Here is a 25,999-nt window from a genome sequence, read left to right on the forward strand (position 1 = left end):
TCTAGCCTTTAATAATTTGGTTAATATCACGAGACTGACCATTATTAATATGGATTTCCATTTGTGGATAGGCCAACTCAACGTGATTATCTTTTAGTTTTTTACAGATACGCTTATGTAAATTGTGTCTTAATGGCCAACGATCACTCATGTCTTTAGCATAAGATCTCACTTCATAATCTTGGGTGTGCTGGCCAAAGCCTGCAAACCAAACTTCTGGTTCAGGGAAGGTCAATGATAAATCGCATTCTCTTACAGCTTGATGAAGTAACGCTTCAACTTTTGATGGGTCTGCATCACGCTGAACCGATACGCTAACGATTACACGTGTGATTGGATCTGATAGAGACCAGTTAACGAGTTGTTCGGTAATAAAGGCTTTGTTGGGCACAATGATTTCTTTTCTGTCCCAGTCGACAATAGTAGTGGCCCGAATTTCAATTTTGCTTACAGTACCGGTTAAATCGCGGATTGTGACGGTATCGCCAATACGAATAGGCTTTTCGAATAAGATGATTAAACCAGAAATAAAGTTGGCAAAAATCTCTTGCATACCAAAGCCTAAGCCGACAGATAGAGCGGCAACTAACCACTGTAATTTCGACCATTCAACTCCGATGGTTGAGAACCCGACTAACAAGCCAAGCAATATGACTAAGTAACTACTCACTGTGGTAATCGCAAAGCCCGTACCAGGGGGTAATTCAAGTCGTTGCAAAATGGTCAGCTCCAGCAAACCAGGCAAATTCTTGGCAATCATTACCGAGAAACCGACGACAGTAAATGAAAACAGGATTGATTTAAGTGTGATTGGAATTTGCTGCTCAATCCCATTCACTACTGAGTTAGTATTCCACAAGGTGATGCCATCTAAAAAGGAAAATAATGCGGTATGGGTTTGAGATACTAATGCCAGTAAACTACCAAAGAAAGCCAATATTAATAGCGACCGCACTAAACCTAACGATTGGCTGGCAATAGTTTCTAGGTCAACAATCGGCTCTTCATAGTTATCGTTAACATCAGCAGCGTTATTAAGGTCACCACGTTCACGCTGTGCAAGGCGCTCTGCTCGGCGTGCTTTGGCGCGGTCGAAAGCAATTAGCCGTCTTTCGATTAACATCCAACGTTTTATCAATTGATATAGCAGCAAAAAGCCTAAGCCGAGTAGTAAAGATAATTGTAGCTGTAATAACACTTGGAAGGCACTAAAGTAATAGCCAATAATAGCTAAAACTATACAACCACTAGGCACGGCAATAAGGAATGCCCACATGAGCTTGTTTAATAGTTTCATGTTCTTGCCATCATTGGCATTCGCACGAAAGTCATTAATAAACGTGTACATATCACGATAAAGAATAAGCAAGGTGATAGTGAAAACTAAAAATGCACCTCGGCCAATACTATTACGGATCAAAGATGCGTCAATTGCCTCGCTGAAACCCATAATGCCGATAAGTGGCCAACTCACAAAAATAAATCTTAAGGTTTTTTCTTGTAGGCGTTTAACTAAAGGCTGTGGGCGTCTGAAGTGACTAATGAGAATACCATTGTCTAATGACAATAAGGCGAAGAATCGATACACCCAATAAGCGCAGCCAATTGACAGTATTCCAACACCAATTGAGTGAACAAAATTGAGTTCTGAGGAAAAAAAGATAAAACCCGCAAGCAGTAAAGGAAGAGGCTTTACTAACGAATAAAGCAAAGACAACCCGAGTGTCTTGGCTGTATAGATGAACTTATCTTGGGTTACGTTACCGACATTTTGACCATAATCTTCAATCGCTCGACTAAACTTAGGAGTTAATAAATCTTGCGCCATTAAGCAGAGGATTAAAATAATTACCCACCAAGCCCAATAAATATTTTGAGCCTGCCAAGCTTGTTTTAACTTTTCTCTTTGAGGAGCTTGAGTTAACCAAACAGTGGCATTTTTTAAATCGATTAACCATAAACCTGAAATGCTGGCTGCGTTTGGTACCCAAAATAAGTGCTCATTGAGAGTATTTTTTAAGCGTAAATAAATGCGATTTAATTGTTCATTACTATTACGTAATTTAGCTTGTTCATTGAGGTAAACATCGTAGTTTTGCACCAACTGTTCAATTAAGCTTTGCTGTGATTCAAGCAGCTTTACTTGAGTATGATTCAGAAAGTCTTCATTGGTGATTTGTTGCTTATTTAACGCTTTTTGTTGCTCAGCTTGATAGCGCTTTAAGCGAGAGTCGGCAATTTCAGACAGTAACAGATCTTGATTTGGCGGCTTAGGTAAAGATTGCAGCATTTGCAAGAATCTATCGCCGAAGGCTGAGTTAGTTTCAACCCAAGTGATTTGTTCTTCCACATTGGTTAATTGTAGGGCATAGGATTGATATTGTTTTTCTGTCTTTTCTTGCAGGGTTATTACGCGGGTGATGCCGTCGGTTATTCGAATAAGTTCTTGGGCGTATTGCTGATTTTGCTGACTTATTTGCTGCGAAACGGTATCGGCTAACTGTTGCTCATCAATAATATTATTAGCAATGGTATTAGCTGCTTGCTGTTGGCGGTTCTGATTATTTTTCTTATTTAATGTTTCAATTAACTTTTCTTGTTGCGCATGCTCAATACGCAATAGCTGTAACTGTAATTGGGTGATTCGTTTTTGTTTGGGGCTGCTCGATAACTCAGAGGTCAAAGTATCAATGTGTTGTACGAGTAATTCGCCTTGCAAGCGATGAAGTTGCCCTAAAGGTGTGTCAGCAGGGGCTAGTTGGGTTCTTTGATACTGAGTTGAAGCGTCTTTTGCCTGTCTTAATAAACTAGGCAATTGTTGCTGCCTTTTGGTTAAGTTGACTAATTGTTCACTTAAATCATTTTCTGATTGCTTGAGTTCAGATAAGTGATAGTAGGCCATCGAAGCTTGCTGTCCTTCATCTACATCCGTGCTGATAGAGATTTCGGCAGTGGGTTTATTAATCTCGGTCGTGATTTTTTGGATAATCACTTCACTATTTCTCTCAAGCTCAAGATAGCTTTTTTCTTCCATATCGAGTTTTTCGATACTGGTTTTCACGTTTTCAATTTGTGTCTGTAAATCTGTGATTTGCGATGAATTGCTGCCTTGAGAAAGGCCCAGGCGTTTATCAAGCTGCAGAGGTGAGTTTGCCGATGCAAAAAAAGGAATAAAGCACAGTATAAAAAACGCAATACGTAACATAGGGAATGATTGCTAGTGAGAGACTAATACAATGGTAACAAAAACCTGAGTTTACGCTTTATTTTTTTTCTGATTTTGCTGAGTTTCGAATATTGCTGTGGCTAAAATAATCAACCCTCCAATCACTGTATTCAAGTTGACGTGTTCATTGAGTAATAATAACGCTAGCACTGTACCGTAAAAAGGTTGTAAGCAAGACACTAATCCGACAGTTTTCGCGCTCAGTTGCCGCAATGATGAGGCGAATAATGCGTGCGGGGCAGCGGTAAATAATACACCTAAAACAGCAATTGTTAGCCAGATATCAATACTAATAGTGCTCAGTTCTACCTCTAAGAAAGGGCTTAACACAATGACAGCGACTAAGGTTTGATAAAACATCGCTTGGGGGCCGCTATATTCCGAAAAATATTTTTTATGCAATATGTTACGAGCAGTAAATAACGCGGCAGAAAGTACGCCAATTGCGATACCTAAAGTGACATCATTATCTAGGTTAGGCTCAGGAATGAGCAGAAAAACCCCTGTTAACACAGCGATACCAGAGAGTAAGTCAATTAACCTTAAGCGGGTTTTATTGACTAAGGGTTCAATTAACACTGTCATGACTGGATAGGTAAAAAAAGCAATCATGCCAACGGCTACCGATGATAACTGCATTGAGGCAAAGTAAGTAACCCAATGTAAGCTCACTAAAAGCCCTAAACCAACAGCGATTAAATAATGCTTTGGCTTTGATAGCAGTAATGCTTGGCGATTTATCTTTACGATACAAGCGAGCACAAAGAAAGCGACAGCGCAGCGAAGAACGGTAATATCTAGCGCATTAAGAGGAATGATTTTTGAAAATAGTGCCGTGCCACCAAACAGTAACACAGCAATATGAAGCTGAATTAACCCTGATGTATTAGATAAATCAGGGCGTCCAGATCTAATTATGCCGAGTGGCATTATAAAAATCTATTTTAAATGAGCGAAAGGTTGACCCATTCGAGTCGTCTCAGTTGGTTCTACGCCTTCTGCAAACGTATCAATCGCATCTTGACCAAATAACATAACAACTGTTGAACCTAATTTAAAACGGCCCATTTCAGCGCCTTTTTCAAGGGTTAAAGCGTCAGTGCCTTCAGTTGGGTAGTCCCAAGTGAAGACCTGCTTGCCACATGGTGGGGTCACTGTACCAGCCCATATGGTTTCAATGCTTGCCACAATTGTTGCGCCTACTAATACCATAGCCATGGGACCTACTTCAGTCTCAAAAATGGCTACAACACGTTCATTACGTGCGAATAAACCAGGTACGTTTTGCGCTGTCAGCGGGTTCACTGAAAATAACTCGCCTGGCACGTAGGTCATTTTTGATAAGGTACCAGTGATAGGCATGTGGATACGATGGTAGTCTTTTGGTGCTAAATAAATAGTAGCGAAATCACCGCCATTAAAGCGCTCGGCATCTTTTTGTTGTCCGCCTAATAAAGCCAATGTGGTGTAATCATGGTTTTTGGCTTGGACAATCTTACCCGCTTCAATAGGGCCGCATTGACTCACAGCGCCATCGACAGGATGAGCCATAGTTTTAGCGTCATCAACAATAGGGCGAAGGCCTGGTTTTAAAGCACGAGTAAAGAATGCATTAAATGTTTTGTACGTTTCTGGTTCGCTCTGCGCCGCTTCTGACATATCAATTTTATATTGTTTGATAAACCATTTAATACCAGCAGTTGTTATCGCGCCAGCTTCCGCTGCTGCAAGCTTACCTACAAGGCGTGATAGCAAATGTTTAGGTAAGATATATTGCAAAGCAATTTTAACAGAATCCAATTGAGTACCCTTTTTAGTTATTTATTTGGTGCTTATCTTGATATTTTTAAAACTAAATTTGTTAGCTTATTCGTCTAAAGCTCTGAAGTGTCGAGCATGACGTTGTTCATCAAGACTGGCAATAATTCGATGATAATTATTAAATCTATCTTCGGTTATTTTCCCATCCGCGAGTGCTGCTTGCAAGGCGCATCCCGGATCATTACCGTGTTTACAATCTCTGAACTTACAAGTGCCGATGTATTCTCTGAATTCAATAAAGCATTCACCTACGCGGGGCGCAGGTAAATGCCATAAAGCAAATTCACGAACACCCGGAGAATCGATTAAGTCTCCACCGCTTTCGAAGTGCAATAATTTTGCGGTTGTGGTGGTGTGTTGTCCTAAGCCAGAGTTTCCAGATACATCACCAATCTGAAGGTCTGCTTCGGGCATTAATGCATTGATCAATGATGACTTACCCACACCTGACTGACCCGCAAATACACTAATGCTATCAGAAAGTAATGATTTTATTTGTTCAACACCTTCACCTGTGTGACTGCTGACCATATAAACAGGGTAACCAATTTGGCGATAACGCTCTAAAGCCACTTCGACTTCTTCACGATTTTCATCGGTTAATAAATCCATTTTATTAAGGATGATAACCGGTGGAATTGAGGTATCTTCTGCGGCCACTAAATATCGGTCGATAATTTGCGTGGTAAAACTTGGCAAAATTGACGAGACAATTAAAATCTGATCAATATTGGCAGCAATAATTTTTACGCCGTCATATAAATCTGGACGGGTGAGGGAAGACTTACGTGGGTGGACTGCTTCAACGATTCCGCCAATACCACGGTCGGTCTCAGTGGCTAAGCGAACAAGAACTTTGTCACCGGTTACGAGACTGGTGATATTGCGGCGAATATTACAACGCGCCACAGTACCGTCTTCGGTTTCGATGTCTGCGTGCTGGCCGAAACGTGAAATAACGATTCCCTGTTGTTCTGGTCCCAGTAGACTATCCTGTAGATCGTTGGCTTGATCTGGATTATCTTTACGCTTTAGGCGTTTACTTTGGTTGTCGCGCATTCTGCGCTTTTGACCTTGGCTAAGTGGTTTCTTTTTACTCACAGGCAAATCTTCATTAATTAGGTGTTTTTTTGTCGTATAAAAAAACAGTATGATACACCCTCTTTAATAAAAAAGCCTGAATTTAGGGCTTTTGACAGAATAAGGCAGATATTATGGCTGTAAACTCGAGCAATCTGATTTGGGTTGATTTGGAAATGACTGGTTTAGAGCCCAGTATCGATCGTATTATTGAAATTGCGACGATTGTGACTGACCAAGAATTGAATATTATTGCCCAAGGCCCTGTTATGGCGGTTCATCAATCTGATGAAGTGTTAGCAGGTATGGACGACTGGAACCAAAAACATCATGGCGAGTCTGGATTAATTGATCGCGTTAAAAGCAGTCAACATTCTGAAGAAGATGTTATAAAAGCAACGATTGAGTTTTTAGAGCAATACGTGCCTAAAGGTGCTTCACCAATGTGTGGCAATAGCATTGGGCAAGATCGCCGATTTTTGAATAAATATATGCTCGAATTAGAAAACTTCTTTCATTACCGCAATATTGATGTCAGCACGATTAAAGAGCTAACGAACCGCTGGAAGCCAGAAATCATGCAAGGCTTTAGTAAAAAGAATACCCATCAAGCATTAGAAGATATTAAAGAGTCTATTGCTGAATTGCAGTTTTATCGCCAAGAAGTATTTAAAATTTAAGCAAACAAACTTTTTTTTCAAATTAGGGGTTGCAGTGTAGTGAATATTACATATAATGCGGCCTCAACTTTTTACAGCAAGACTCTTGCTGAATGTAGTTGAAAATTGAAAATTGCAGCACCAAGATGCGACATTAGCTCAGTTGGTAGAGCGATACCTTGCCAAGGTATAGGTCATCAGTTCGAACCTGATATGTCGCTCCAATTTTCAATATAAAATTTGAAATGTGACATTAGCTCAGTTGGTTTTGGTTTAAACGATACCTTGCCAAATGTGTTGATAACGCAACAAGATGCGACATTAGCTCAGTTGGTAGAGCGATACCTTGCCAAGGTATAGGTCATCAGTTCGAACCTGATATGTCGCTCCAAATTTTAAAAATTGAAATGTAGATACGACATTTTCTCAGTTGGCTTTGGTTCAAACGATACCTTGCCAAATGTGTTGATAACGTAACAAGATGCGACATTAGCTCAGTTGGTAGAGCGATACCTTGCCAAGGTATAGGTCATCAGTTCGAACCTGATATGTCGCTCCAATTTCAATAGCAAGTTTTGTAAGGCGACATTAGCTCAGTTGGTAGAGCGATACCTTGCCAAGGTATAGGTCATCAGTTCGAACCTGATATGTCGCTCCAAACTTTCCCTCTGTATATTCCAAGCAAAATTTCCAAATAAACAATAGCTCAGTTGCGTTTTTAGCATAGTGATACCTTTTTTGTTGCCAAGGTATTGGTCATCAGTTCGAACCATTCTTGTTGAAAATAATAGGTTGCTCCAAACTTTCTCTCTGTTTTAGCTTAAGTAAACCATTAAATAATAGATCATTAGTTCAGTTACGCTTGTGACATAGTAATTCTTCTGTTTTGCTAGGTTTATTTCATATTGACTAATTTACCTGTCTTTTATATGTAAAATATGAGCTTGCTCAAATATTAGTTGCGAATTATGAACCATAATAAACACAAGCTTTTACAAACTAATTTATTGGCTGCATGAGAGTGCAGATACTGGTGGAGTGTTTATGATACGTATTCAACAACTAAGTGAATTGCTTGAATTTATAGCAACATCGCGATTAGACATGAAACAACTTTATAGTCGATTGCATCGTAATGCTGATTCGACTCGAGTGAAAATGATGTTGGAGTACTTGCAGCAACATCAACAGCATGTGCATGACAGCATTGAAAATTATATTGATGAAGCACCGACACGAATGCTTGATACTTGGTATAAAGACATCACATTTGAAGATTTTAAAAAGCGCTGTAATGAATCTGCTTTAGCGGCCAATATGACTGAAGACGATGTACTAGAGCTGCATTTAGATCTTGAAAATCGCCTTATTGGTTTAATTGAGAAAACGGCAAATAGCACAGCAGTGACCGAAATTAAAGAGGCTTTAATGGATCTGGTTCGGGTTGAGCGTACTCAGCAAAAAAGGCTTGTCCATAGCGCACTGAGAATGGACGACATCTAACAGATATTTTGGCCGTTTCGATTTTATGTTAATATTTAAAATAGAGTCAGCTTTTTAAGCTGGCTCTATTTTTTTCTGCTATCTAAATCGAGTAATATTACTGGAGGTGCTATTTATCTCTGTAAAGTTGCACTTTTTATATGATTAATCCCTCAAGTGCTGGTAAGTTAACATGACTTCAATAACAAAAAATCTTCAAGATGAACAAGCTACAATAGAATTAGGCGTAACCTTGTCGTTATGGGTTTCAGCACCTCTGGTTATTTACCTAACGGGTGATTTAGGTGCAGGAAAAACGACTTTAAGCCGCGGGTTAATTCAGGGATTGGGTCATGCAGGTAACGTAAAAAGCCCAACCTATACGCTTGTTGAGCCGTATGAATTGAAAAATATGGATGTGTTTCATTTTGACTTATACCGTTTACTCGACCCTGAAGAACTTGAGTACATGGGGATCCGTGATTACTTTACTGATAAAAGCATCAGTATTATTGAGTGGCCAGATAGAGGCCACGGTTTGCTACCTGATGCTGATCTAGCAATACATTTAAGGTATCAAGGTGAGCAAAGACAAGTTGAATTAAGTGGGCTGACACCTTCAGGACAGCTGATCGTCGATAAATTAAAATAATAATGACTTAAGATAAAATGACTCGAATTTTTACTTTTATATTTCTGCTTAGCTTCAGTTTTATTGTTGAAGCTGCGAACAAATTAGATAGCGTTAGAATTTGGGATGCACCAGATTCGACACGAGTTGTTTTAGATCTATCTAAAGCGCCTGACTATAGTTATTTTTCGTTAACTAATCCCCAGCGTCTGGTCATTGATTTAAAAGATGCCTCAACCAAGGTTAAGTTTGAAAACTTAGCGAAAAGCAGCAAATTAATTAGTAAAGTTAGGCTCAGTTCTCCGCCAAAAAAGGGCACTTTAAGATTAGTACTAGAATTAGCCACCCCAGTTAAAGCAAATCTGTTTTCGCTTTCACCGACAGCACCATATGGCAATCGCTTAGTCGTTGATTTAGACAATTCAACCAATAAATCGACAGCAAAAAAGCAAGTCGTGCAAACCAGTAAACGTTCGACAGATGTGATTGTTGCTATTGATGCAGGCCATGGTGGAGAAGATCCTGGTTCTATTGGGCCGAAAGGCACCTTTGAAAAGAAAGTTGTATTAGCAATATCAAAAAGACTCGAGCGTAAGATAAATGAAACCCCAGGTATGAAGGCGGTAATGACTCGTAGTGGCGATTATTTTGTCAACTTAAATCAGCGTTCAGAATTAGCCAGAAATAGCCGTGCAGATTTATTGTTATCGATACACGCTGACGCATTTACTACGCCGCATCCAAAAGGTGCTTCAGTTTGGGTATTGTCTAAACGCCGTGCTAATACCGAAATTGGTCGAGTATTTGAAGATAAAGAAAAGCACTCGGAGCTGTTAGGCGGTGTTGGTGACATTATCCAAAATACTGATAGTGAACAGTACTTGGTGATGACATTAATTGATATGTCGATGGATCATTCAATGGCTGAAAGCCACAGCATCGCAACAGACATTCTTTCTGGTTTAGGTAAAGTCACTAAACTGCATAAGAATAAACCTGAATCAGCGAGCTTTGCGGTTTTAAAATCAACCGATATCCCTTCTATTTTGATTGAAACCGGTTTCATCTCTAATCCTAAAGAAGAGAAACTGTTGCTTAATGGCAATCATCAACAAAAATTAGCCAATGCTATTCATAAAGGCGTTGTGAATTATTTTGAGTCTAATCCGCCATCTGGAACCTCTTTTGCCAAGCAAAGTAACGTTAAGCATACGGTTAGAAGCGGTGAGTCATTATCGGTTATTGCTCAGCGCTATAAAGTCAGTGTTGCCAATATTAAAAAAAGTAATAACTTAAAGTCCGATGTATTACGAATAGGCCAAAAGCTGATCATTCCGAGGGCATAATTTATGGCGATTCAAATTTTACCGCCACAACTTGCTAACCAAATCGCGGCTGGTGAAGTTGTTGAAAGACCAGCCTCAGTTGTTAAAGAGTTGGTTGAAAACAGCTTGGATGCTGGCGCAACGCGGGTTGATATAGAGATCGACAAAGGCGGCAGTAAGCTCATTCGCATCCGTGATAATGGTAAAGGCATTGCAAAAGAAGAGCTAGCCTTAGCGTTATCGCGCCATGCAACATCCAAAGTTCATTCACTAGATGACTTAGAGGCTATTTTAAGCTTTGGTTTTCGTGGTGAAGCCCTTGCAAGTATTAGTTCTGTGGCAAGACTTAGCTTAACCTCTAAACCTGCTGAGCAATCAGAAGCGTGGCAGGCTAACGCTGCTGGCTCACAAATGGATGTAAAAATTACGCCTGCAGCTCACCCAAAAGGCTCAACCATCGATGTGGTGGATTTGTTCTTTAATACTCCAGCAAGACGACGCTTTCTAAAGAGTGATAAAACTGAATTTACTCATATAGACGAATGGCTTAAGCGCATTGCTATCGCTAGAACAGATGTGCATTTTACTCTAACCCATAATGGCAAATTAGTTCGCCAATATCGCCCTGCTAATACTGAAATTCAATATAAACAACGCCTAGGTCAAATTTGTGGCCGTGGCTTTGCTGAGCAAGCATTACATTTAGCATGTGAGCATGATGGGCTAACCTTATCAGGCTATTTACAATCACCTAGTGATACTCATGTTACGGATAGCTGCTATTTTTATGTTAATGGTCGCTTAGTGCGTGACCGCTTAGTTAATCACGCCGTTAAGCAAGCTTTTGGGCGCTTTAATATTCAACATCAACCCGGTTATGTGTTGATGCTTGAGATCGACCCTCATCAAGTGGATGTAAATGTTCATCCTGCTAAGCATGAAGTTCGGTTTCATCAAAGTCGGTTGGTCCATGACTTTATTTTGCAGGCACTGCAATCGGTTTTAGAGCAAATTTCTGAGTTAGTATTAGATCCCAATGGGCAACATGGACATGAAGATAGCTACCATCAGCCTCTTCAGGATTCTTCGTCTCATCGACAAAACCAGCCGCAAGTTGCAAGTCAGCCAAATAATCAAGGTCACTCAGGTGATTTATACGCTGGAGAGGGGGCTCAAGCTAATTCGTACCTATCTCAAATTACTGCTAGCCATACAGATAGCAGCAGAGAATATCAGCCAAGGGAAGTGAGCCGTAATCGATTCGGCAATATGTCTGTACCTGCCCAAGGTCATCAGTATGGCAGTTCACAAGGCGGTAATAGTAGAGCGGTGGATTCTGCAGAAGTAACACCGGCAGCAATCGCCAATTATGGCCAACTGTTGCAAACTCATAGTGAAAATACTTCATTAACACAAGTTAATGAAGTAAATGTAGTAGCATTGAATACCATGCCGCCTTTGTTAGATGGCCAATACTGGGTGCTAGTAAAAGATAGTCAATTACAACTATTAGATATTTCACAAGTGTCAGTTATTGTTACCAAAAATGAAATTTTGGCTAAAATTAAAACCGGTTTGGTAGGGCAACCTTTGCTAATGCCGGTTTCAATTCAAGCAGATGTAGATTGGAAAGCATTGCTGGAGGAACGAGATATATTGCTGCGCAGACTGGGTTTAACCTTATCTATTCGCTACCAACAGTTGATAATTAAGAATGTGCCCCCATATCTGAGAGATAGCCAGTTAGCGGTATTAATTCCAGAATTATTAAACTGGATTAAATTAGAAACCCCTTCAGATGAAGCATTATCACTGTGGATAGCTAAACATCAAACGCAATCGTTTGCTGCAGCATCTGATATTTGGTTTAAATACTGTCAATTAGATAACGAACAGAAGTCGAGTCTAGAGTCTCAAGCGAAGTCGTTACCGTGGAAAACATGGTTAGAAGAGAATTAATGTGAACCAACTTAAACAACCTAAAGTATTGTTTTTAATGGGGCCTACAGCTTCTGGTAAAACATCTTTAGCTATTGAAATGGCACAAAAACACAACTGTGAAATTATTTCAGTTGATTCTGCGCTGATTTATCGTCAAATGGACATTGGTTCAGCTAAACCTAATGCTGATGAGTTAGCATTAGCTCCGCATCGCTTAATTGATATATTAGATCCGAGTGAAAGTTACTCGGCAGCAGATTTTAGACGCGATGCACTTAATGAAATAGAACAAATTATTGCTCGTGGTAAAACACCATTATTGGTGGGCGGAACCATGATGTATTTTAAAGCATTGCTTGAAGGCTTATCGCCACTTCCTGCAGCTGACGAAAACGTCAGAGCTGAGATAAATAAACAAGCAGAAATGCTAGGCTGGGATGCATTACATCAGCAACTGTGTGAAATTGACCCTGTTGCAGGTGAGCGAATTCACCCTAATGATCCTCAGCGATTATCGCGTGCTTTAGAAGTATTTAAAATAACAGGTAAGACAATGACTGAATTGACTGCAACAAAGTCAGAAGCATTGCCTTATGATGTGGTGCAATTTGCCATTGCGCCACTTGATAGAAAAGTATTACATGAATTAATCGCAAAAAGATTTAAACTGATGATGGAACAAGGTTTTATCGAAGAAGTTCAGCGATTAAAAGACCGAGGTGATTTGCATTTAGATATGCCTTCAATGCGCTGTGTTGGTTACAGACAGTGCTGGCAATACTTAGATGAAGAGTTTGACTGTGATACTTTGGTAGAAAAAGCGACTGCTGCTACTAGGCAATTGGCAAAACGTCAATTAACATGGTTGAGAAGTTGGCCTGATTTAAATTGGCTTGAAAGTGGAGCCGAAGGAAATTTAGTTACACTTATACGACATTCGAGCTAGATTATTCGCCGTTGCTGTATAATACTCAAACTAAACAATAAAACATTATTCAAAAAATTTGTTTTGAAAATAAAAAAAGGAAATCGAAATGGCTAAGGGGCAATCTTTACAAGACCCATTTTTGAACGCGCTGCGTCGTGAACGTGTACCAGTTTCAATCTATTTAGTGAACGGTATTAAGTTGCAAGGACAAGTTGAGTCATTCGACCAATTCGTTATTTTGTTGAAAAATACAGTAAGCCAAATGGTTTACAAGCATGCTATTTCGACTGTAGTTCCAGCTCGTCCATTTAATGTGACTGCTCAAACTACTCATACAACGCATGATGAAGCACCAGCATCTGAATAATCTTTAAGGAGTTTGTTACTTGTTTGATCGCTATGAAGCGGGTGAAACCGCAGTTCTTGTACACATTGACTTTTCTGATGACGACCGAAGAGAAGACATTACAGAGTTACAATTATTAGTCGAATCAGCAGGTGCTCGCTCTGTTGGTGTTATTACCGGAAGTCGACGTTCACCTGATCGAAAGTTTTTTGTAGGGACAGGTAAAGTAGAAGAGTTAGCCGCTATGGTGGCTGCTACTGAAGCAAATGTCGTGATTTTTAATCACGCGTTAAGTCCTGCTCAAGAAAGAAACTTAGAACAAATTTGTGAATGCCGAGTTTTAGACCGGACAGCACTGATTTTAGATATTTTTGCTCAACGAGCGAGAACACACGAAGGTAAGTTGCAAGTGGAGCTAGCGCAATTGCGCCACATGTCGACTCGCCTTATTCGTGGTTGGACTCACTTGGAGAGACAAAAAGGTGGTATTGGTATGCGAGGGCCTGGGGAAACCCAGCTCGAAACCGATAGACGTTTACTGCGTGGACGAATTAAAAGTATTAATCGTCGACTTGATAAAGTAGACAAGCAACGTGAACAGAGTCGTCGTTCGCGTAAACGCAGTGACTTGTCCACTGTGTCATTGGTGGGTTATACCAATGCAGGTAAGTCAACGTTGTTTAATGCGTTAACCGCTTCTGAAGTGTATGCAGCGGATCAGTTGTTCGCCACACTGGATCCAACACTGCGCAAGCTAAATTTACCTGATGGGGCCGTTATTTTAGCGGATACTGTTGGGTTTATTCGTCATCTACCTCATGATTTAGTCGCAGCCTTCAAAGCTACACTGCAAGAAACTCGTCAAGCTGACTTGTTATTGCATGCTATCGATTGTGCTGATGAAAATATGACGGAAAATTTCGAGCAAGTTCAAAATGTACTTGAAGAAATTGACGCAGATACTATTCCACAACTAGTTGTTTGTAATAAAATCGACTTACTGGAAGACTTTGTACCTCGCATCGATTACGACGATGAGGGGATGCCTGAACGAGTTTGGGTATCTGCACAAAAACAAATTGGATTTGAATTGCTATTACAGGCTATCAACGAGTTAATCGGTGAAGTCATTGTGGAGCAAACATTGAAAATACCAGCGACGGCTGGGCATTATCTTGGTCAGTTTTATGGACTGGACGCGATACAGCAGAAAGAGTATGACGATCTGGGGAACTGTATTTTGTCTGTTCGTTTATCGGAAGCCAATTGGCGTCGATTAACAAAACAGAGTCAAGGCGAATTAGAGACGTTTATTTGTGAGGATTCAATTGAAGACTCAGAAGTAGACGTTACTTGCTAATAACATTTATTTCATCCACTTATGGAGTGCTAAATGGCTTGGAATGAGCCCGGTAACAAGGGAAAAGATAAAGACCCTTGGGGAAACAAAAACGGTAACGATAAAGGCCCACCAGATCTAGACGAAGTATTTCGTAATCTTTCAAAGCGCTTTGGCGGTGGTAAAGGTGGTTCTGGTGGATCGTCAAGTCCTTCATTTAACTCAACCAGCATTATTGTTGTGTTAGTTATTGGCTTGTTGGTGTGGGGCGCTTCAGGTTTTTATACCATTAAAGAAGCTGAGCGTGGGGTGACATTACGTTTCGGTCAGCACTCAGGCGAAGTTGGACCTGGTTTGCATTGGAAAGCGACATTTGTCGATGAGGTTTTCCCTGTAAATATTAAAGCGGTTCGATCAATTCCATCTTCTGGCAGCATGCTAACATCTGACGAAAACTTGGTTAAAGTTGAGCTAGATGTTCAATATCGTGTAGACGATGCCTATTTGTATTTGTTCAGCGCTGTTGATGCCAATGCAAGTTTAAGAGAAGCAACTGATAGTGCTTTACGTTATGTGATTGGACATAACACTATGGATGACATCCTGACAACTGGTCGTGATGCAATTCGTCGTGATACTTGGTCTGAACTCGAACGTATTCTTGAACCATACAAATTGGGTTTATCAATTCAAGACGTCAACTTCTTGCCTGCTCGTCCACCTGAAGAAGTGAAAGATGCTTTTGATGATGCAATTTCTGCACAAGAAGATGAACAACGTTTTATTCGTGAAGCTGAAGCTTACGCACGTGAAATTGAACCTAAAGCTCGTGGTCAAGTTGAACGTATGGCCCAAGATGCTAGTGCTTATAAACAGCGTGAAGTATTAGAAGCCCAAGGTAAAGTTGCACGATTTGAGCAGTTATTACCTGAATATGAAATGGCACCAGAAGTGACTCGTAAGCGTCTTTATTTAGATGCAATGCAAGAAGTCATGGCTGACACCAACAAGGTACTTATAGATACCAAAAACAGTGGTAACTTAATGTATTTGCCTTTAGATAAAATGATGGATAATCAAACTAAACGTAAAGTGGTTGAGCCTGTTGTGGAAACGCATATCAATACACCTTCAAATAACTTGTTTGATTCGTCAATGCCGCTTGATGGCCGCCAAACACGCGAGTCTCGTTCTCGCCAAGGGAGGGACTAACTCATGGGTAGATTTGGACTAATTATTGTAGTCATCCTGTTAGGGGTTGGTTTTTCATCTTTGATGGTAGTAAATGAAGGTGAACGTGCCATTGTTTCTCGTTTTGGTGAGATTTTAAAAGATGATGTTAACGGCGAAGCTGTTACTCGTGTGCTTGCACCGGGAATCCATTTTAAAATACCTGCTATCGATAAGGTTAAATATCTTGATGCACGTATTCAAACTCTAGATGGCGCAGCTGACCGTTTCGTGACTTCTGAAAAGAAAGATTTGATGGTTGATTCTTACGTTAAATGGCGTATTAATGACTTTGAAACTTTCTACCTTTCAACAGGTGGCGGTAACATCGTGACTGCAGAAGACTTACTACAACGTAAAATCAACAATGATTTACGTACAGAGTTCGGTCGTCGCACCATTAAAGAAATTGTTTCTGGTAAACGTGATGAACTGCAAAATGATGCACTAGAAAATGCAGCTGAAAGTTCACAAGACCTTGGTATTGAAGTGGTTGACGTTCGTGTTAAACAAATCAACTTACCAGCAAACGTGAGTAGCAGTATTTTCCAACGTATGCGAGCAGAGCGTCAAGCTGTTGCGAAAGAGCATCGTGCACAAGGTAAAGAGCAATCTGAAATCATTCGTGCAACGATCGATGCTGATGTAACGGTTAAAGTTGCTGAAGCTGAACGTAAAGCCTTAACAGTTCGAGGTGAAGGTGATGCATTATCTGCTAAGATTTATGCAGATGCATACAATAAAGATCCTGAATTCTATGGTTTTTTGCGTAGCTTAGAAGCTTACAAAGAAAGTTTTGCTGGCAACAGTGATGTGATGGTTTTAGAACCTGATAGTGATTTCTTCAAGTACATGAAGTCAATTGATGGTAAGTAAATTCTAATTTGCTTGAATAAAAACCCGGTTTATACCGGGTTTTTTTATGCCTGGGCTTTTTTATTCAAATAAATTGAATTTCTCTCCTTTGGACTAATTATTCAGTCATGACTAATTTAGATTAAGAGTATTTCATTAAATATTATTTATTTACAATAGCTTATAAATTTCACTTCTAGGCATATTGTTGTAAATAGGTGAAATGGCTTGGTTGTTTTTTGTGCGCTATAAAAAAAACATACAAATCCCGCAACTTAGTTGTGTGTTTTACTATGATCTGGTTCTAATTTTTCGCTATAATGAGCCCCGCCTCAAAGTATAGATTTAGCGATTAGTGATTCTAATGTTGCTAAGTTATTAAAATATAAGAATTCCAACACCCTCTGGGAGATAAGTGGATGAGCAATGCGCCAGTCGATACCGGACGCCGCAGATTCCTGACAGCCGCAACCGCCGTAGTAGGTGGAGCTGGTGCCGTCGCTGTAGCGGTGCCTTTTATCAAGTCATGGAATCCGAGCGCTAAAGCGAAAGCTGCAGGTGCACCGGTTGAAGTTAATATTAGTAAAGTAGAGCCAGGTCAATTAATTCGTGTTGAATGGCGTGGCAAACCTGTATGGGTTGTACGTCGTACAGATGCAATTCTGAGCGAACTGTCTTCGTTAGATGGTCAATTACGCGATCCTGCCTCTGAAGAGTTACAACAGCCTGATTATGCAGCTAACCCTGCGCGTTCAATCAAGCCTGAATTCTTCATTGCTGTAGGTATTTGTACTCACCTAGGTTGTTCACCAACTTACTTACCAGATTCATTTGGTGAGCAAGTAGAAGGTGTGACTGCTGGTTTTTTCTGTCCATGTCATGGTTCTAAATTTGATATGGCTGGTCGTGTATTCCAGGGTGTACCTGCACCATTAAACCTTGTTGTACCGCCACATCAATATGTAGATGACGGCACGGTACTCATCGGTGTAGACACAGGAGCTGCATAATGGTTAAGAATATTGTTGATTGGATTGATGCTCGCATCCCAATGACGGCGACGTATAACCGCCACGTTGGTCAATATCCAACTCCAAAGAACTTCAACTTCTGGTATTTCTTTGGTTCATTAGCACTACTTGTTTTAGTTAACCAATTACTGACTGGTATTTGGCTAACCATGAATTACGTGCCAACAGCTGAAGGTGCATTCGCTTCAGTTGAATACATCATGCGTGATGTTGAATACGGTTGGTTACTCCGCTATATGCATTCCACAGGTGCTTCCGCATTCTTTGTGGTGGTCTATCTTCATATGTTCCGTGGTCTTATCTACGGTTCTTACCAAAAGCCAAGAGAATTACTTTGGTTGTTCGGTATGTTGATTTTCCTAGTACTAATGGCAGAAGCCTTTATGGGTTACTTGCTACCTTGGGGACAAATGTCTTACTGGGGCGCACAGGTAATTATCTCTTTGTTCGGGGCAATACCGTTTATTGGTGATGACCTTACATTGTGGATCCGTGGTGACTATGTTGTTTCTGGTGCTACACTAAACCGCTTCTTTGCATTGCATGTTATTGCTTTGCCACTTGTACTTGTTGTACTTGTTTTCCTTCACTTAATTGCATTACACGAAGTGGGTTCAAATAACCCAGACGGTGTTGAAGTTAAGAAGAATAAAGATGAAAACGGATGGCCAGTAGATGCTATTCCTTTCCACCCTTATTACACAGTGAAAGACATCATGGGCGTGGCCGGTTTCTTAATCGTGTTCTGTTATGTGTTGTTCTTTATGCCTGAAGGTGGCGGTTACTTCCTTGAGAAGCCGAACTTTGAAGCGGCTAACCCAATGAAGACTCCTGAACATATTGCTCCAGTTTGGTACTTCACACCATTCTACGCAATCTTACGTGCGATTCCTGACAAGTTATTAGGTGTTGTGGGTATGGGTCTTGCGATTGCTGTATTGTTCGTACTACCTTGGCTAGATCGTTGTAAAGTGAAATCTATCCGTTACCGTGGCTTGATCCACAAGATTAATATTGCACAATTCACTGTGTCTTTCTTAATCCTTGGTTACTTAGGTGCTGTTCCAGCAACACCAACATTAACTATTGCGGCTCGTATCTTTACACTTACTTATTTTGGCTTCTTTGTTGCGCTGTGGGTTTACAGTAAAAATGAAAAGACAAAAACGGTTCCTACGAGGGTGACACACTAATGAAAAAGTTATTAATTGCATTAGTTACATTGTTACCATCACTTGCTATTGCAGCAGGTGGCAGCAATGTTCATTTAGAAAGTGCCAATGTAGACTTTCATGATAAAGAGTCTTTAGAGCGTGGTTTGAATTTATTCCAACAATATTGCTCTGGCTGTCACAGTACTCAGTACCAACGATATGGTCGTGTTGCTGAAGATTTAGATATCTCAGTAGACGATATGCGTCAAAAGTACATTTTCACTGACGCTAAGATTGGTGAGTTGATGGAAAATGCGATTCCACCTGCAGATGCTGCAAAGTGGTTTGGCGCAGCAGCTCCTGACTTAACGCTAGTAGCACGTGTTCGTGGACAAGATTGGGTGTATTCATACCTTAAAGGCTTTTATAAAGATGAAAGCCGTCCATTTGGTGTCAATAATACAGTATTCCCATTAGTGGGTATGCCGCATGTTCTTGAAGATTTACAGGGTATTCCTGTTAAACAAGAAGATGGTACGTTTGTGACAACTGGCGGTTCTATGAACGCTGAAGAGTATGACCAAGCTGTTCGCGATATCACTGGTTTCCTTGCATATTCTGCAGATCCAGTGAAGTTAGAGCGTGAAGCTTTAGGTTGGTGGGTACTCGGATTCTTGTTTATTTTCTTCATCGTTGCTTATTTGTTGAAGAAAGAATACTGGAAAGATGTGCACTAGACACGAATAACGGGTAAAATACATTATTCGCATACTTTAAACGAGGGGCTTTGCCCCTCGTTTGTTTTGTTTTTTCCGTTTTTCTGGAGGGTAACAATGGCTGTAGCTGCCAACAAACGCTCTATCATGACACTTTTTTCTGGTGCCGATGATTTATATAGCCACCAAGTACGTATCGTCTTGGCTGAAAAAGGTGTAACTGTTGATGTATTGCAGGTAGAACCTAGTGAGAGACCTCAAGAGCTATTGGATGTAAATCCATATAACTCAGTACCGACTCTAGTTGATCGTGAATTAGTGCTGTATGAATCTCGTATCATTATGGAATATTTAGATGAGCGTTTTCCTCATCCTCCATTGATGCCAGTATATCCGGTTGCTCGTGGCCAAAGCCGTCTAATGATGCACCGTATTGATACTGACTGGTATGTACTAGTTGACCGTATCCGTAAAGGTGAAAAAGCTGACGCTGCTCGTAAAGAGTTGACTGAAAGCTTAGTTGCTTTAGCGCCAGTATTTGCTGAAATGCCATACTTCATGAGTGAAGAATTCGGCTTAGCTGATTGCTACTTAGGTCCGTTATTATGGCGTTTACCTGAGTTAGGAATCAACTTAGATGTTCGTACATCTAAAGATATCCATGCTTACATGACACGCATTTTTGAGCGTGAATCATTTAAAGCATCGTTAACTGAGGTTGAGCGCGAAATGCGCATGGGTATGTAATGAAAGCGATTACACCTAACCGTCCATATTTGTTGCGGGCTTACTACGAGTGGTTGATGGATAATCACTTTACCCCACATGTTGTTGTGGATGCATTTGTAAAAGGCACTCAAGTACCTCAAGAGTTTGTTAAGGACGGTCAAATCGTACTTAATATTGCTGGCGGTGCTGTAGGCAATTTACAAATGACCAATGAATTTGTCGAGTTTAACGCTCGATTTGGTGGTGTACCTCAGCAAGTTGTTTTACCTATGGCTGCAATCGTTGCGATTTATGCGCGCGAAAACGGTGCTGGAACTGTGTTTGATATGGAAGATGCTTATATGCCTGAAGAAGAGTCTGAAGACTTATCTCCAGCGCCACGCTCTTTCTCTGCAGTTGAAACAACAGAAAAAACTGAAGTGACAGAAGAAAAGCCTACGAGCAATTCTGAAAAACCAAAAGGACGTGCACATTTAACAGTCGTTAAGTAAAAGTCGTTAAGCAATAGTCGTTAATTATCTATCGCTAAGAAACTTTCGCTAAGAAACTGTGTAATGTGGATGTTCGATTCATAAGAAAACCAGTCATTGAAAAATGACTGGTTTTTTCATTTTTGGCGATTACTGAAAGTTTTGAGCAGTAAAAATGCTAAATAATCAGGATTTAGTTTACATAAAAATTATCAGACTATTTCTAATCACTCCTGATAAGCTTTCGCTAATCTGGTCAGCTTAAACGCGACTTTTAAACTGCGATTCTCCAAATTGTCGTTTTCAGTTTCGAGCTGATAACGGGCAACAATTGCGAGGTAAGCGCTAAGTTGCTCAGAGTCTTGAGATAATGCCAGTAATGATATGAGCTCTATAAATTCGCCATAGGGGTGACGACTATGCATTTGTTGGTTAAGTTCTAATGGATCCCAATCATTACAAAGGCACTCTGCTACTTGAGACTGAAATTGATCCAGTGCGGATTGTGCGATTGTTGGTTGAGGTAACACCGTTATAAGTCGCGCCAATAAACTTTCTACGCCTTCTGCAATATGCTCTTCTGCGGTGGGCTGTTCGATGAAACAAAACTCACCTAAGCTTAATTTGGCATTCTCAGAGGCGTTCACCTCAATCGACTTTTTACGCCCCTGATGCCAAGCAAAACTGACTAAAGGATAATCATCAACCCCAGCGTTGTAATTAACGCAAACTAAGTGCTCGTTGTGAATATCAGGAAAACTATCTTGTGGATAATGACCGATAACGACGGGCGTCGTTAATTGCTGGTGCGGATGTGAGTCATTAATCTCAAATTGGGGGTAGTTTAAACACGAGTTCATCAATGTTGATAATGGATGCTTAGTATCAAATGCTGCAGGCCAAAACTGTTGTGCCAAAGCATTGGTCATCACGGCAGTTAAACTACTACTTATACCGTTAGGACTATCTTCAGTTTTTTGATTTGTTAAGTTTAAATATGGATTCAACTCATTGATGACTTTATTATCCCAACAAGCGTGAATTGCTCGAATGTGTTCGAAATCTAAATAAAGTGGCAGCGCCATAAACCAATCAACCCACTGGAATAGTGTTTCATCACCTTGGGCGAACTGAGATAGAAATTTCGGTTTTGTGTTGTTTACTTCAACGGTTAAATTCACTGGTAAATAAGGTGCGTCAGTGATCGGGTGATGCTTACTCCAACCAATCACTTCAAACTCATTGCTGCCAAGCAAACAATATGCATGGCCTTTATCAACCATGTCTTTCACTAAAGTCAGAAGTGCAATGTGCTCAATATTTTTACCTTCAGTGGATGCAATTAAGTTGCCGCAAAAAACCAATTTTACAAATTGGATACTTGATTCAGGATCATCAACATCAAAATCTATTTCAGTAAGCAAATCATGCAACTTGTCTAATCGACCATAGACGTCTCCGATAAAATATAAGCTGGTATTGTCGATTTTTTGTATGTGGCTGTGCATGATCAAACCTAGGTGGTAAAGAAGTAATGAGGTAGTGATTATAACCTAGCAAGCAATCGTTACAGCTGTAAAATTCATATCAAGCGCTAATTATTTAAGTGACAGACTAAGCTATGTTATTATCCGCGATTTAGAGCACTTGTAAGATTGAAGCGATATATTTTGATGAGCTATTTGAGTTTTTCGCTGCTTCGAACATCGGTTTCAAAATACTTATCGGTTTCAAAATATTTTGCTACTGCAGAAATCCATATTAAAGCTGGGATGTTTAATGCTGTTAATGATTGATAACTATGATTCATTTACCTTTAATTTAGTGCAGTATTTTCAGCGCTTGGGTTATGAGATCATGGTTAAAAGAAATGATCAGATTACAATCAGCGAAATAGAAGCGCTAAATCCAACTCACCTCATTATCTCTCCAGGTCCTTGTTCACCAAATGAGTCAGGGATCTCACTCGATGCCATTGCCCATTTTGCTGGAAAGCTGCCTCTATTAGGTGTTTGTTTAGGGCATCAAGCAATTGCTCAGGTGTTTGGCGCAAAAGTGATAAAAGCTAAACGTGTCATGCATGGCAAAACTAGTGCGATAACCCATAGGGAAGAGGGGTTGTTTAAAGAATTGAACCAACCACTTACAGTTACCCGTTACCATTCATTATTAGTTGAGTCATTGCCTGATAACTTCCAGCTAGATGCATGGTACGACGACCCTATTCATGGTCGTGAAATTATGGCTATGAGCCACAAAACCTTGCCGATTTATGGGGTACAATTTCACCCAGAAGCGATTTTGACTGAACAAGGTCACGAGCTTCTCAATAATTTTCTTACTCACAGCTAACTTCTGTTACAACTTAAGCGATAAATCCCCACAAACATTGTCATTTTTTGTGATATAAAAGGCCAATAATAAAAGCACTTGCCAAACTATTTAACGTTTAGGCGAGAAAATATCATTCATCTTTGATGACAAGGGATTTAATATGACCAGGCTACTGCGAAATGCCGCACTGAGCGCGCTTTCTCTCGCAATTATTTCAGGTTGCAGCGCTACAGCAAGCAACAGTGATACTTCAACGGTAACTAATCAATCAGCTAGCATAATGGTTCCGTTAGCTATGCCACCGCAAGCTGAGCAACCACTGACTCTTAATCAAATTATGGCAAATCCTGATTGGATGGGGTTACTAGCCAAGAACGCCTATTGGTCAGACGATAGTCAGTCGATCTACTTTAGTCGCCAAGAGCATCAATCCCCGATAGCAGATGTTTACCATCAAGAGATTAATCAAACCCAAGCCAGCATCATTAAACTCAATCAGTTGCACTTAGCAGATCAAAAGCATGGTGTATTCAATACTGATAAGACCCAAAAGGCCTACTTATACAAAGGCAATATTTTTGTAAAACAGCTTGATTCAGGTGAAGTTAAACAGTTTACCCGCCAAAACACCCCGATTGACGAAGTAAAGTTCTTAACTTCAGGTGATATCGCCTACATGCAAGGCAACAGTGTTTTTAAATTACACTTAAAGTCGGGCATGACCGAGCAACTTGCTGATATACAAATGGCAAAAGCACCAAAAGGTGTCAAAGATCCTGAATCTTACATTGCTAAGCAACAGCATCGTTTAATTGCTTATGTTGCGCTGCAACATGATAAGAGTAAAACACGTGCAGAATATGCAGAAGAACTTGCAGCCCAAGACCCTACCTTTGCCGCGAAAACTTGGTATTTAGGTGACAGTGAAAAAGTCAATGAAATGAGTCTATCTGCTGATGGCCGTTACTTAGTTGTAGCGTTGTCAGATAAGAATTATAGCTGGCGAGCAGAGCATGACATTATGCCTAACTATCTCGGTAAAGATGGCTATGTCGACGCTGTGCCAGCTAGAGCCAGAGTTGCTGAAGATAGCTATCCGGGTGAAAGGTTAGTTTTGCTTGATTTGGCTGAACATGTGAAAAAAGATATTACCATTGAAGGTCTAACAGGCTTTGATGAAGATGTTTTAGCTTCGGTAAAAGCTGAGAATGCAACAGCACAAGGTAACAGCTATAAAAGCAAGCCAGAGCCACGCTTACTGCAATTAATGCAAGACTGGGGTTGGAACCAAAGCGCAATTCGCTGGCACGACACTGAAAATAAATTATTAGTGATGATGGAAGCGGTTGATAATAAAGATCGCTGGATCGCTAGTGTTGATCTTGAAAATGGCAAACTGACCACAGAGCATCGTTTACATGATGATGCTTGGATTAATTACACTTTCAACCAATTTGGTTGGGTGACTGGCACTGATAAATTCTATTACTTATCTGAAGAGTCAGGCTTTTCTCAGCTATACCTTAAATCTAACGGCAAAACGATGGCGTTAACTAATGGCGAATATGTCGTTGATCAAGTGACATTATCACCTGATGCAAGCCATTTATATTACCGCGCCAATAAAGACCACCCTGGAACTTATAATGTTTATCGTGTGGAAGTTGCGACAGGTAAAACTGAGCAGTTAACTCAGTGGAATGGTACTTTAGATTACGAACTAAGTCCTGACGGTCAATCGTTATTGTTAACCGCTTCAACAGCTATTAACCCTAATGAACTTTATGTGCAAGCAATCGGCGGTGAGCTTAAGCAATTAACCCAATATACCAGCAAAGCATTTAGCAATTATGCGTGGCAAGCACCTCAAGTGGTAAAAGTTCCTTCTAGCCATGGTGCTAAAGACATCTATGCAAGAGTATACTTACCACAAGGTTATGACGCTGCTAATGCCGATAAGTATCCTGCGGTTATCTTCAACCACGGTGCGGGTTACTTACAAAACGCCCATAATGGTTTTTCTGGTTACTTCCGTGAATTCATGTTCCATAACCTACTAACACAACAAGGTTATGTGGTAATGGATATGGATTACCGAGGTTCAAAAGGCTACGGCCGTGATTGGCGCACCGCGGTATACCGTAATATGGGACACCCAGAAGTCGAAGATTTAAAAGATGGTGTTAATTGGATGGCGAAGAATACCCATGTTGATGCGGCTAAAGTTGGGACTTACGGTGGCTCTTATGGTGGTTTCTTAACCTTTATGGCTCTCTTTAATGAACCTGAATTATTCCAAGCTGGTGCAGCGTTAAGACCGGTAACGGATTGGGCGCACTACAATGCCCCATACACGTCAAACATTCTTAATACGCCTGATGTAGACCCAATAGCTTACGAACGTAGTTCACCAATAGAGCATGCTCAAGGGTTAGAGAAACCTTTACTGATTATGAGTGGTGTACTGGATGACAACGTGTTCTTCCAAGACAGTGTGCGTCTTGTGCAGCGTTTGATTGAACTTGAAAAACCGATGTTTGAAACTGCGATTTACCCAGTTGAGCCACATGGATTTAGACAACCATCAAGCTGGCTAGATGAATATCGTCGTATTTACAAATTATTTGAACAAGAGCTTAAATAATTAGAGTATTAGCATCATAGAATACATGCACAAGCTCAACTGAATGAAGGCTTCCTAT

At 40.4% G+C, this 25,999-nt stretch carries 22 protein-coding genes and 4 tRNA genes; 21 read left to right on the top strand and 5 right to left on the bottom strand.

The features are described 5' to 3' along the window. Position 1: 1 nt before the first annotated feature. From K5Q58_RS02415 to rsgA, 4 genes are all read right to left on the bottom strand, one after another. On the bottom strand, positions 2-3,205 hold the full coding sequence (locus tag K5Q58_RS02415; RefSeq protein ID WP_220752172.1) for a mechanosensitive ion channel domain-containing protein: 3,204 nt from the start codon (positions 3,203-3,205) through the stop codon (positions 2-4). Positions 3,206-3,256: 51 nt separating this feature from the next. Then, positions 3,257-4,156, bottom strand: coding sequence for a DMT family transporter (locus tag K5Q58_RS02420; protein ID WP_220752174.1), 900 nt, complete (start codon positions 4,154-4,156; stop codon positions 3,257-3,259). A gap of 9 nt (positions 4,157-4,165) precedes the next feature. Further along, positions 4,166-5,026: an archaetidylserine decarboxylase gene (asd, locus tag K5Q58_RS02425; protein WP_220752176.1), complete on the bottom strand. Its 861-nt coding sequence runs from the start codon at positions 5,024-5,026 to the stop codon at positions 4,166-4,168. Positions 5,027-5,092: 66 nt separating this feature from the next. After that, the gene (gene rsgA / locus K5Q58_RS02430; protein ID WP_220752178.1) at positions 5,093-6,148 is read right to left on the bottom strand and encodes a small ribosomal subunit biogenesis GTPase RsgA; all 1,056 of its coding nucleotides are present in this window, start codon (positions 6,146-6,148) and stop codon (positions 5,093-5,095) included. A gap of 113 nt (positions 6,149-6,261) precedes the next feature. On the opposite strand from rsgA, the gene orn reads away from it, so the two are divergent. The 19 genes from orn to K5Q58_RS02525 all read left to right on the top strand — a co-directional run bounded on the left by orn (position 6,262) and on the right by K5Q58_RS02525 (position 20,984). Further along, positions 6,262-6,807: an oligoribonuclease gene (gene orn, locus K5Q58_RS02435; protein WP_220752180.1), complete on the top strand. Its 546-nt coding sequence runs from the start codon at positions 6,262-6,264 to the stop codon at positions 6,805-6,807. Between the two features lie 127 nt (positions 6,808-6,934). Next, a tRNA-Gly gene (locus tag K5Q58_RS02440) sits at positions 6,935-7,010 on the top strand. A 91-nt stretch (positions 7,011-7,101) separates the two neighbouring features. After that, positions 7,102-7,177 (top strand) — tRNA-Gly (locus K5Q58_RS02445). A gap of 92 nt (positions 7,178-7,269) precedes the next feature. Next, positions 7,270-7,345: transfer RNA gene (locus tag K5Q58_RS02450), tRNA-Gly, on the top strand. Positions 7,346-7,368: 23 nt separating this feature from the next. Further along, positions 7,369-7,444, top strand: a tRNA-Gly gene (locus K5Q58_RS02455). Positions 7,445-7,833: 389 nt separating this feature from the next. After that, positions 7,834-8,289, top strand: a complete 456-nt coding sequence (locus K5Q58_RS02460; protein WP_220752319.1) for a hypothetical protein — start codon at positions 7,834-7,836, stop codon at positions 8,287-8,289. A gap of 172 nt (positions 8,290-8,461) precedes the next feature. Then, positions 8,462-8,920: a tRNA (adenosine(37)-N6)-threonylcarbamoyltransferase complex ATPase subunit type 1 TsaE gene (gene tsaE, locus K5Q58_RS02465; protein ID WP_220752182.1), complete on the top strand. Its 459-nt coding sequence runs from the start codon at positions 8,462-8,464 to the stop codon at positions 8,918-8,920. A 17-nt stretch (positions 8,921-8,937) separates the two neighbouring features. Continuing rightward, on the top strand, positions 8,938-10,245 hold the full coding sequence (locus K5Q58_RS02470; RefSeq protein ID WP_220752183.1) for an N-acetylmuramoyl-L-alanine amidase: 1,308 nt from the start codon (positions 8,938-8,940) through the stop codon (positions 10,243-10,245). Between the two features lie 3 nt (positions 10,246-10,248). Next, the gene (gene mutL / locus K5Q58_RS02475) at positions 10,249-12,183 is read left to right on the top strand and encodes a DNA mismatch repair endonuclease MutL (RefSeq protein WP_220752185.1); all 1,935 of its coding nucleotides are present in this window, start codon (positions 10,249-10,251) and stop codon (positions 12,181-12,183) included. A gap of 1 nt (position 12,184) precedes the next feature. Continuing rightward, positions 12,185-13,111 (top strand): tRNA (adenosine(37)-N6)-dimethylallyltransferase MiaA, encoded by a 927-nt coding sequence (gene miaA, locus K5Q58_RS02480; RefSeq protein ID WP_220752187.1) that lies wholly within the window; start codon positions 12,185-12,187, stop codon positions 13,109-13,111. An 88-nt stretch (positions 13,112-13,199) separates the two neighbouring features. Further along, on the top strand, positions 13,200-13,460 hold the full coding sequence (gene hfq, locus K5Q58_RS02485) for an RNA chaperone Hfq (protein ID WP_220752189.1): 261 nt from the start codon (positions 13,200-13,202) through the stop codon (positions 13,458-13,460). A 19-nt stretch (positions 13,461-13,479) separates the two neighbouring features. Continuing rightward, complete coding sequence (gene hflX / locus K5Q58_RS02490; protein WP_220752191.1) at positions 13,480-14,799, top strand: ribosome rescue GTPase HflX; 1,320 nt, start codon at positions 13,480-13,482, stop codon at positions 14,797-14,799. A gap of 33 nt (positions 14,800-14,832) precedes the next feature. Next, positions 14,833-15,990, top strand: a complete 1,158-nt coding sequence (hflK, locus tag K5Q58_RS02495; protein WP_220752193.1) for an FtsH protease activity modulator HflK — start codon at positions 14,833-14,835, stop codon at positions 15,988-15,990. A 3-nt stretch (positions 15,991-15,993) separates the two neighbouring features. Then, positions 15,994-16,884 (top strand): protease modulator HflC, encoded by an 891-nt coding sequence (gene hflC / locus K5Q58_RS02500; RefSeq protein ID WP_220752196.1) that lies wholly within the window; start codon positions 15,994-15,996, stop codon positions 16,882-16,884. Between the two features lie 398 nt (positions 16,885-17,282). Beyond that, positions 17,283-17,873, top strand: coding sequence for a ubiquinol-cytochrome c reductase iron-sulfur subunit (gene petA / locus K5Q58_RS02505; protein WP_220752198.1), 591 nt, complete (start codon positions 17,283-17,285; stop codon positions 17,871-17,873). After that, complete coding sequence (locus K5Q58_RS02510; protein WP_220752200.1) at positions 17,873-19,087, top strand: cytochrome bc complex cytochrome b subunit; 1,215 nt, start codon at positions 17,873-17,875, stop codon at positions 19,085-19,087. Before petA ends, K5Q58_RS02510 begins: the two co-directional genes overlap by 1 nt. Further along, positions 19,087-19,785, top strand: coding sequence for a cytochrome c1 (locus tag K5Q58_RS02515; protein ID WP_220752202.1), 699 nt, complete (start codon positions 19,087-19,089; stop codon positions 19,783-19,785). The genes K5Q58_RS02510 and K5Q58_RS02515 overlap by 1 nt, the downstream gene beginning before the upstream one ends. A 96-nt stretch (positions 19,786-19,881) precedes the next feature. Next, positions 19,882-20,511 carry a stringent starvation protein SspA gene (sspA, locus tag K5Q58_RS02520; protein ID WP_220752204.1) on the top strand — a complete coding sequence of 210 codons (630 nt, stop codon included), beginning with the start codon at positions 19,882-19,884 and terminating at the stop codon, positions 20,509-20,511. Beyond that, positions 20,511-20,984: a ClpXP protease specificity-enhancing factor gene (locus K5Q58_RS02525; protein WP_220752206.1), complete on the top strand. Its 474-nt coding sequence runs from the start codon at positions 20,511-20,513 to the stop codon at positions 20,982-20,984. Before sspA ends, K5Q58_RS02525 begins: the two co-directional genes overlap by 1 nt. Positions 20,985-21,190: 206 nt before the next feature. Here the strand turns inward: K5Q58_RS02525 and K5Q58_RS02530 are convergent, their stop codons facing one another. Further along, a complete protein-coding gene (locus K5Q58_RS02530) occupies positions 21,191-22,471 on the bottom strand; it encodes a hypothetical protein (RefSeq protein WP_220752208.1) in 1,281 nt (426 codons plus the stop codon). A 271-nt stretch (positions 22,472-22,742) separates the two neighbouring features. Here K5Q58_RS02530 and K5Q58_RS02535 point away from each other — a divergent pair, with 271 nt between their 5' ends. Beyond that, positions 22,743-23,315, top strand: coding sequence for an aminodeoxychorismate/anthranilate synthase component II (locus K5Q58_RS02535; RefSeq protein ID WP_220752210.1), 573 nt, complete (start codon positions 22,743-22,745; stop codon positions 23,313-23,315). Positions 23,316-23,457: 142 nt separating this feature from the next. Continuing rightward, positions 23,458-25,941: a prolyl oligopeptidase family serine peptidase gene (locus tag K5Q58_RS02540; protein WP_220752212.1), complete on the top strand. Its 2,484-nt coding sequence runs from the start codon at positions 23,458-23,460 to the stop codon at positions 25,939-25,941. Positions 25,942-25,999 lie beyond the last annotated feature (58 nt).

Origin of the sequence: Shewanella sp. KT0246 (assembly GCF_019654955.1) — a bacterium.
In the GTDB taxonomy this organism is placed as follows: Bacteria; Pseudomonadota; Gammaproteobacteria; order Enterobacterales; family Shewanellaceae; genus Shewanella; species Shewanella goraebulensis.

Excerpts from the sequence above, each read along its gene's own strand:
- K5Q58_RS02415 (WP_220752172.1), bottom strand. The coding sequence starts at position 3,205 with ATGTTACGTATTGCGTTTTTTATACTGTGCTTTATTCCTTTTTTTGCA.
- K5Q58_RS02420 (WP_220752174.1), bottom strand. The coding sequence starts at position 4,156 with ATGCCACTCGGCATAATTAGATCTGGACGCCCTGATTTATCTAATACA.
- orn (WP_220752180.1), top strand. The coding sequence starts at position 6,262 with ATGGCTGTAAACTCGAGCAATCTGATTTGGGTTGATTTGGAAATGACT.
- tsaE (WP_220752182.1), top strand. The coding sequence starts at position 8,462 with ATGACTTCAATAACAAAAAATCTTCAAGATGAACAAGCTACAATAGAA.
- K5Q58_RS02470 (WP_220752183.1), top strand. The coding sequence starts at position 8,938 with ATGACTCGAATTTTTACTTTTATATTTCTGCTTAGCTTCAGTTTTATT.
- mutL (WP_220752185.1), top strand. The coding sequence starts at position 10,249 with ATGGCGATTCAAATTTTACCGCCACAACTTGCTAACCAAATCGCGGCT.
- hfq (WP_220752189.1), top strand. The coding sequence starts at position 13,200 with ATGGCTAAGGGGCAATCTTTACAAGACCCATTTTTGAACGCGCTGCGT.
- hflK (WP_220752193.1), top strand. The coding sequence starts at position 14,833 with ATGGCTTGGAATGAGCCCGGTAACAAGGGAAAAGATAAAGACCCTTGG.
- hflC (WP_220752196.1), top strand. The coding sequence starts at position 15,994 with ATGGGTAGATTTGGACTAATTATTGTAGTCATCCTGTTAGGGGTTGGT.
- petA (WP_220752198.1), top strand. The coding sequence starts at position 17,283 with ATGAGCAATGCGCCAGTCGATACCGGACGCCGCAGATTCCTGACAGCC.
- K5Q58_RS02510 (WP_220752200.1), top strand. The coding sequence starts at position 17,873 with ATGGTTAAGAATATTGTTGATTGGATTGATGCTCGCATCCCAATGACG.
- K5Q58_RS02515 (WP_220752202.1), top strand. The coding sequence starts at position 19,087 with ATGAAAAAGTTATTAATTGCATTAGTTACATTGTTACCATCACTTGCT.
- sspA (WP_220752204.1), top strand. The coding sequence starts at position 19,882 with ATGGCTGTAGCTGCCAACAAACGCTCTATCATGACACTTTTTTCTGGT.
- K5Q58_RS02525 (WP_220752206.1), top strand. The coding sequence starts at position 20,511 with ATGAAAGCGATTACACCTAACCGTCCATATTTGTTGCGGGCTTACTAC.
- K5Q58_RS02530 (WP_220752208.1), bottom strand. The coding sequence starts at position 22,471 with ATGCACAGCCACATACAAAAAATCGACAATACCAGCTTATATTTTATC.
- K5Q58_RS02535 (WP_220752210.1), top strand. The coding sequence starts at position 22,743 with ATGCTGTTAATGATTGATAACTATGATTCATTTACCTTTAATTTAGTG.
- K5Q58_RS02540 (WP_220752212.1), top strand. The coding sequence starts at position 23,458 with ATGACCAGGCTACTGCGAAATGCCGCACTGAGCGCGCTTTCTCTCGCA.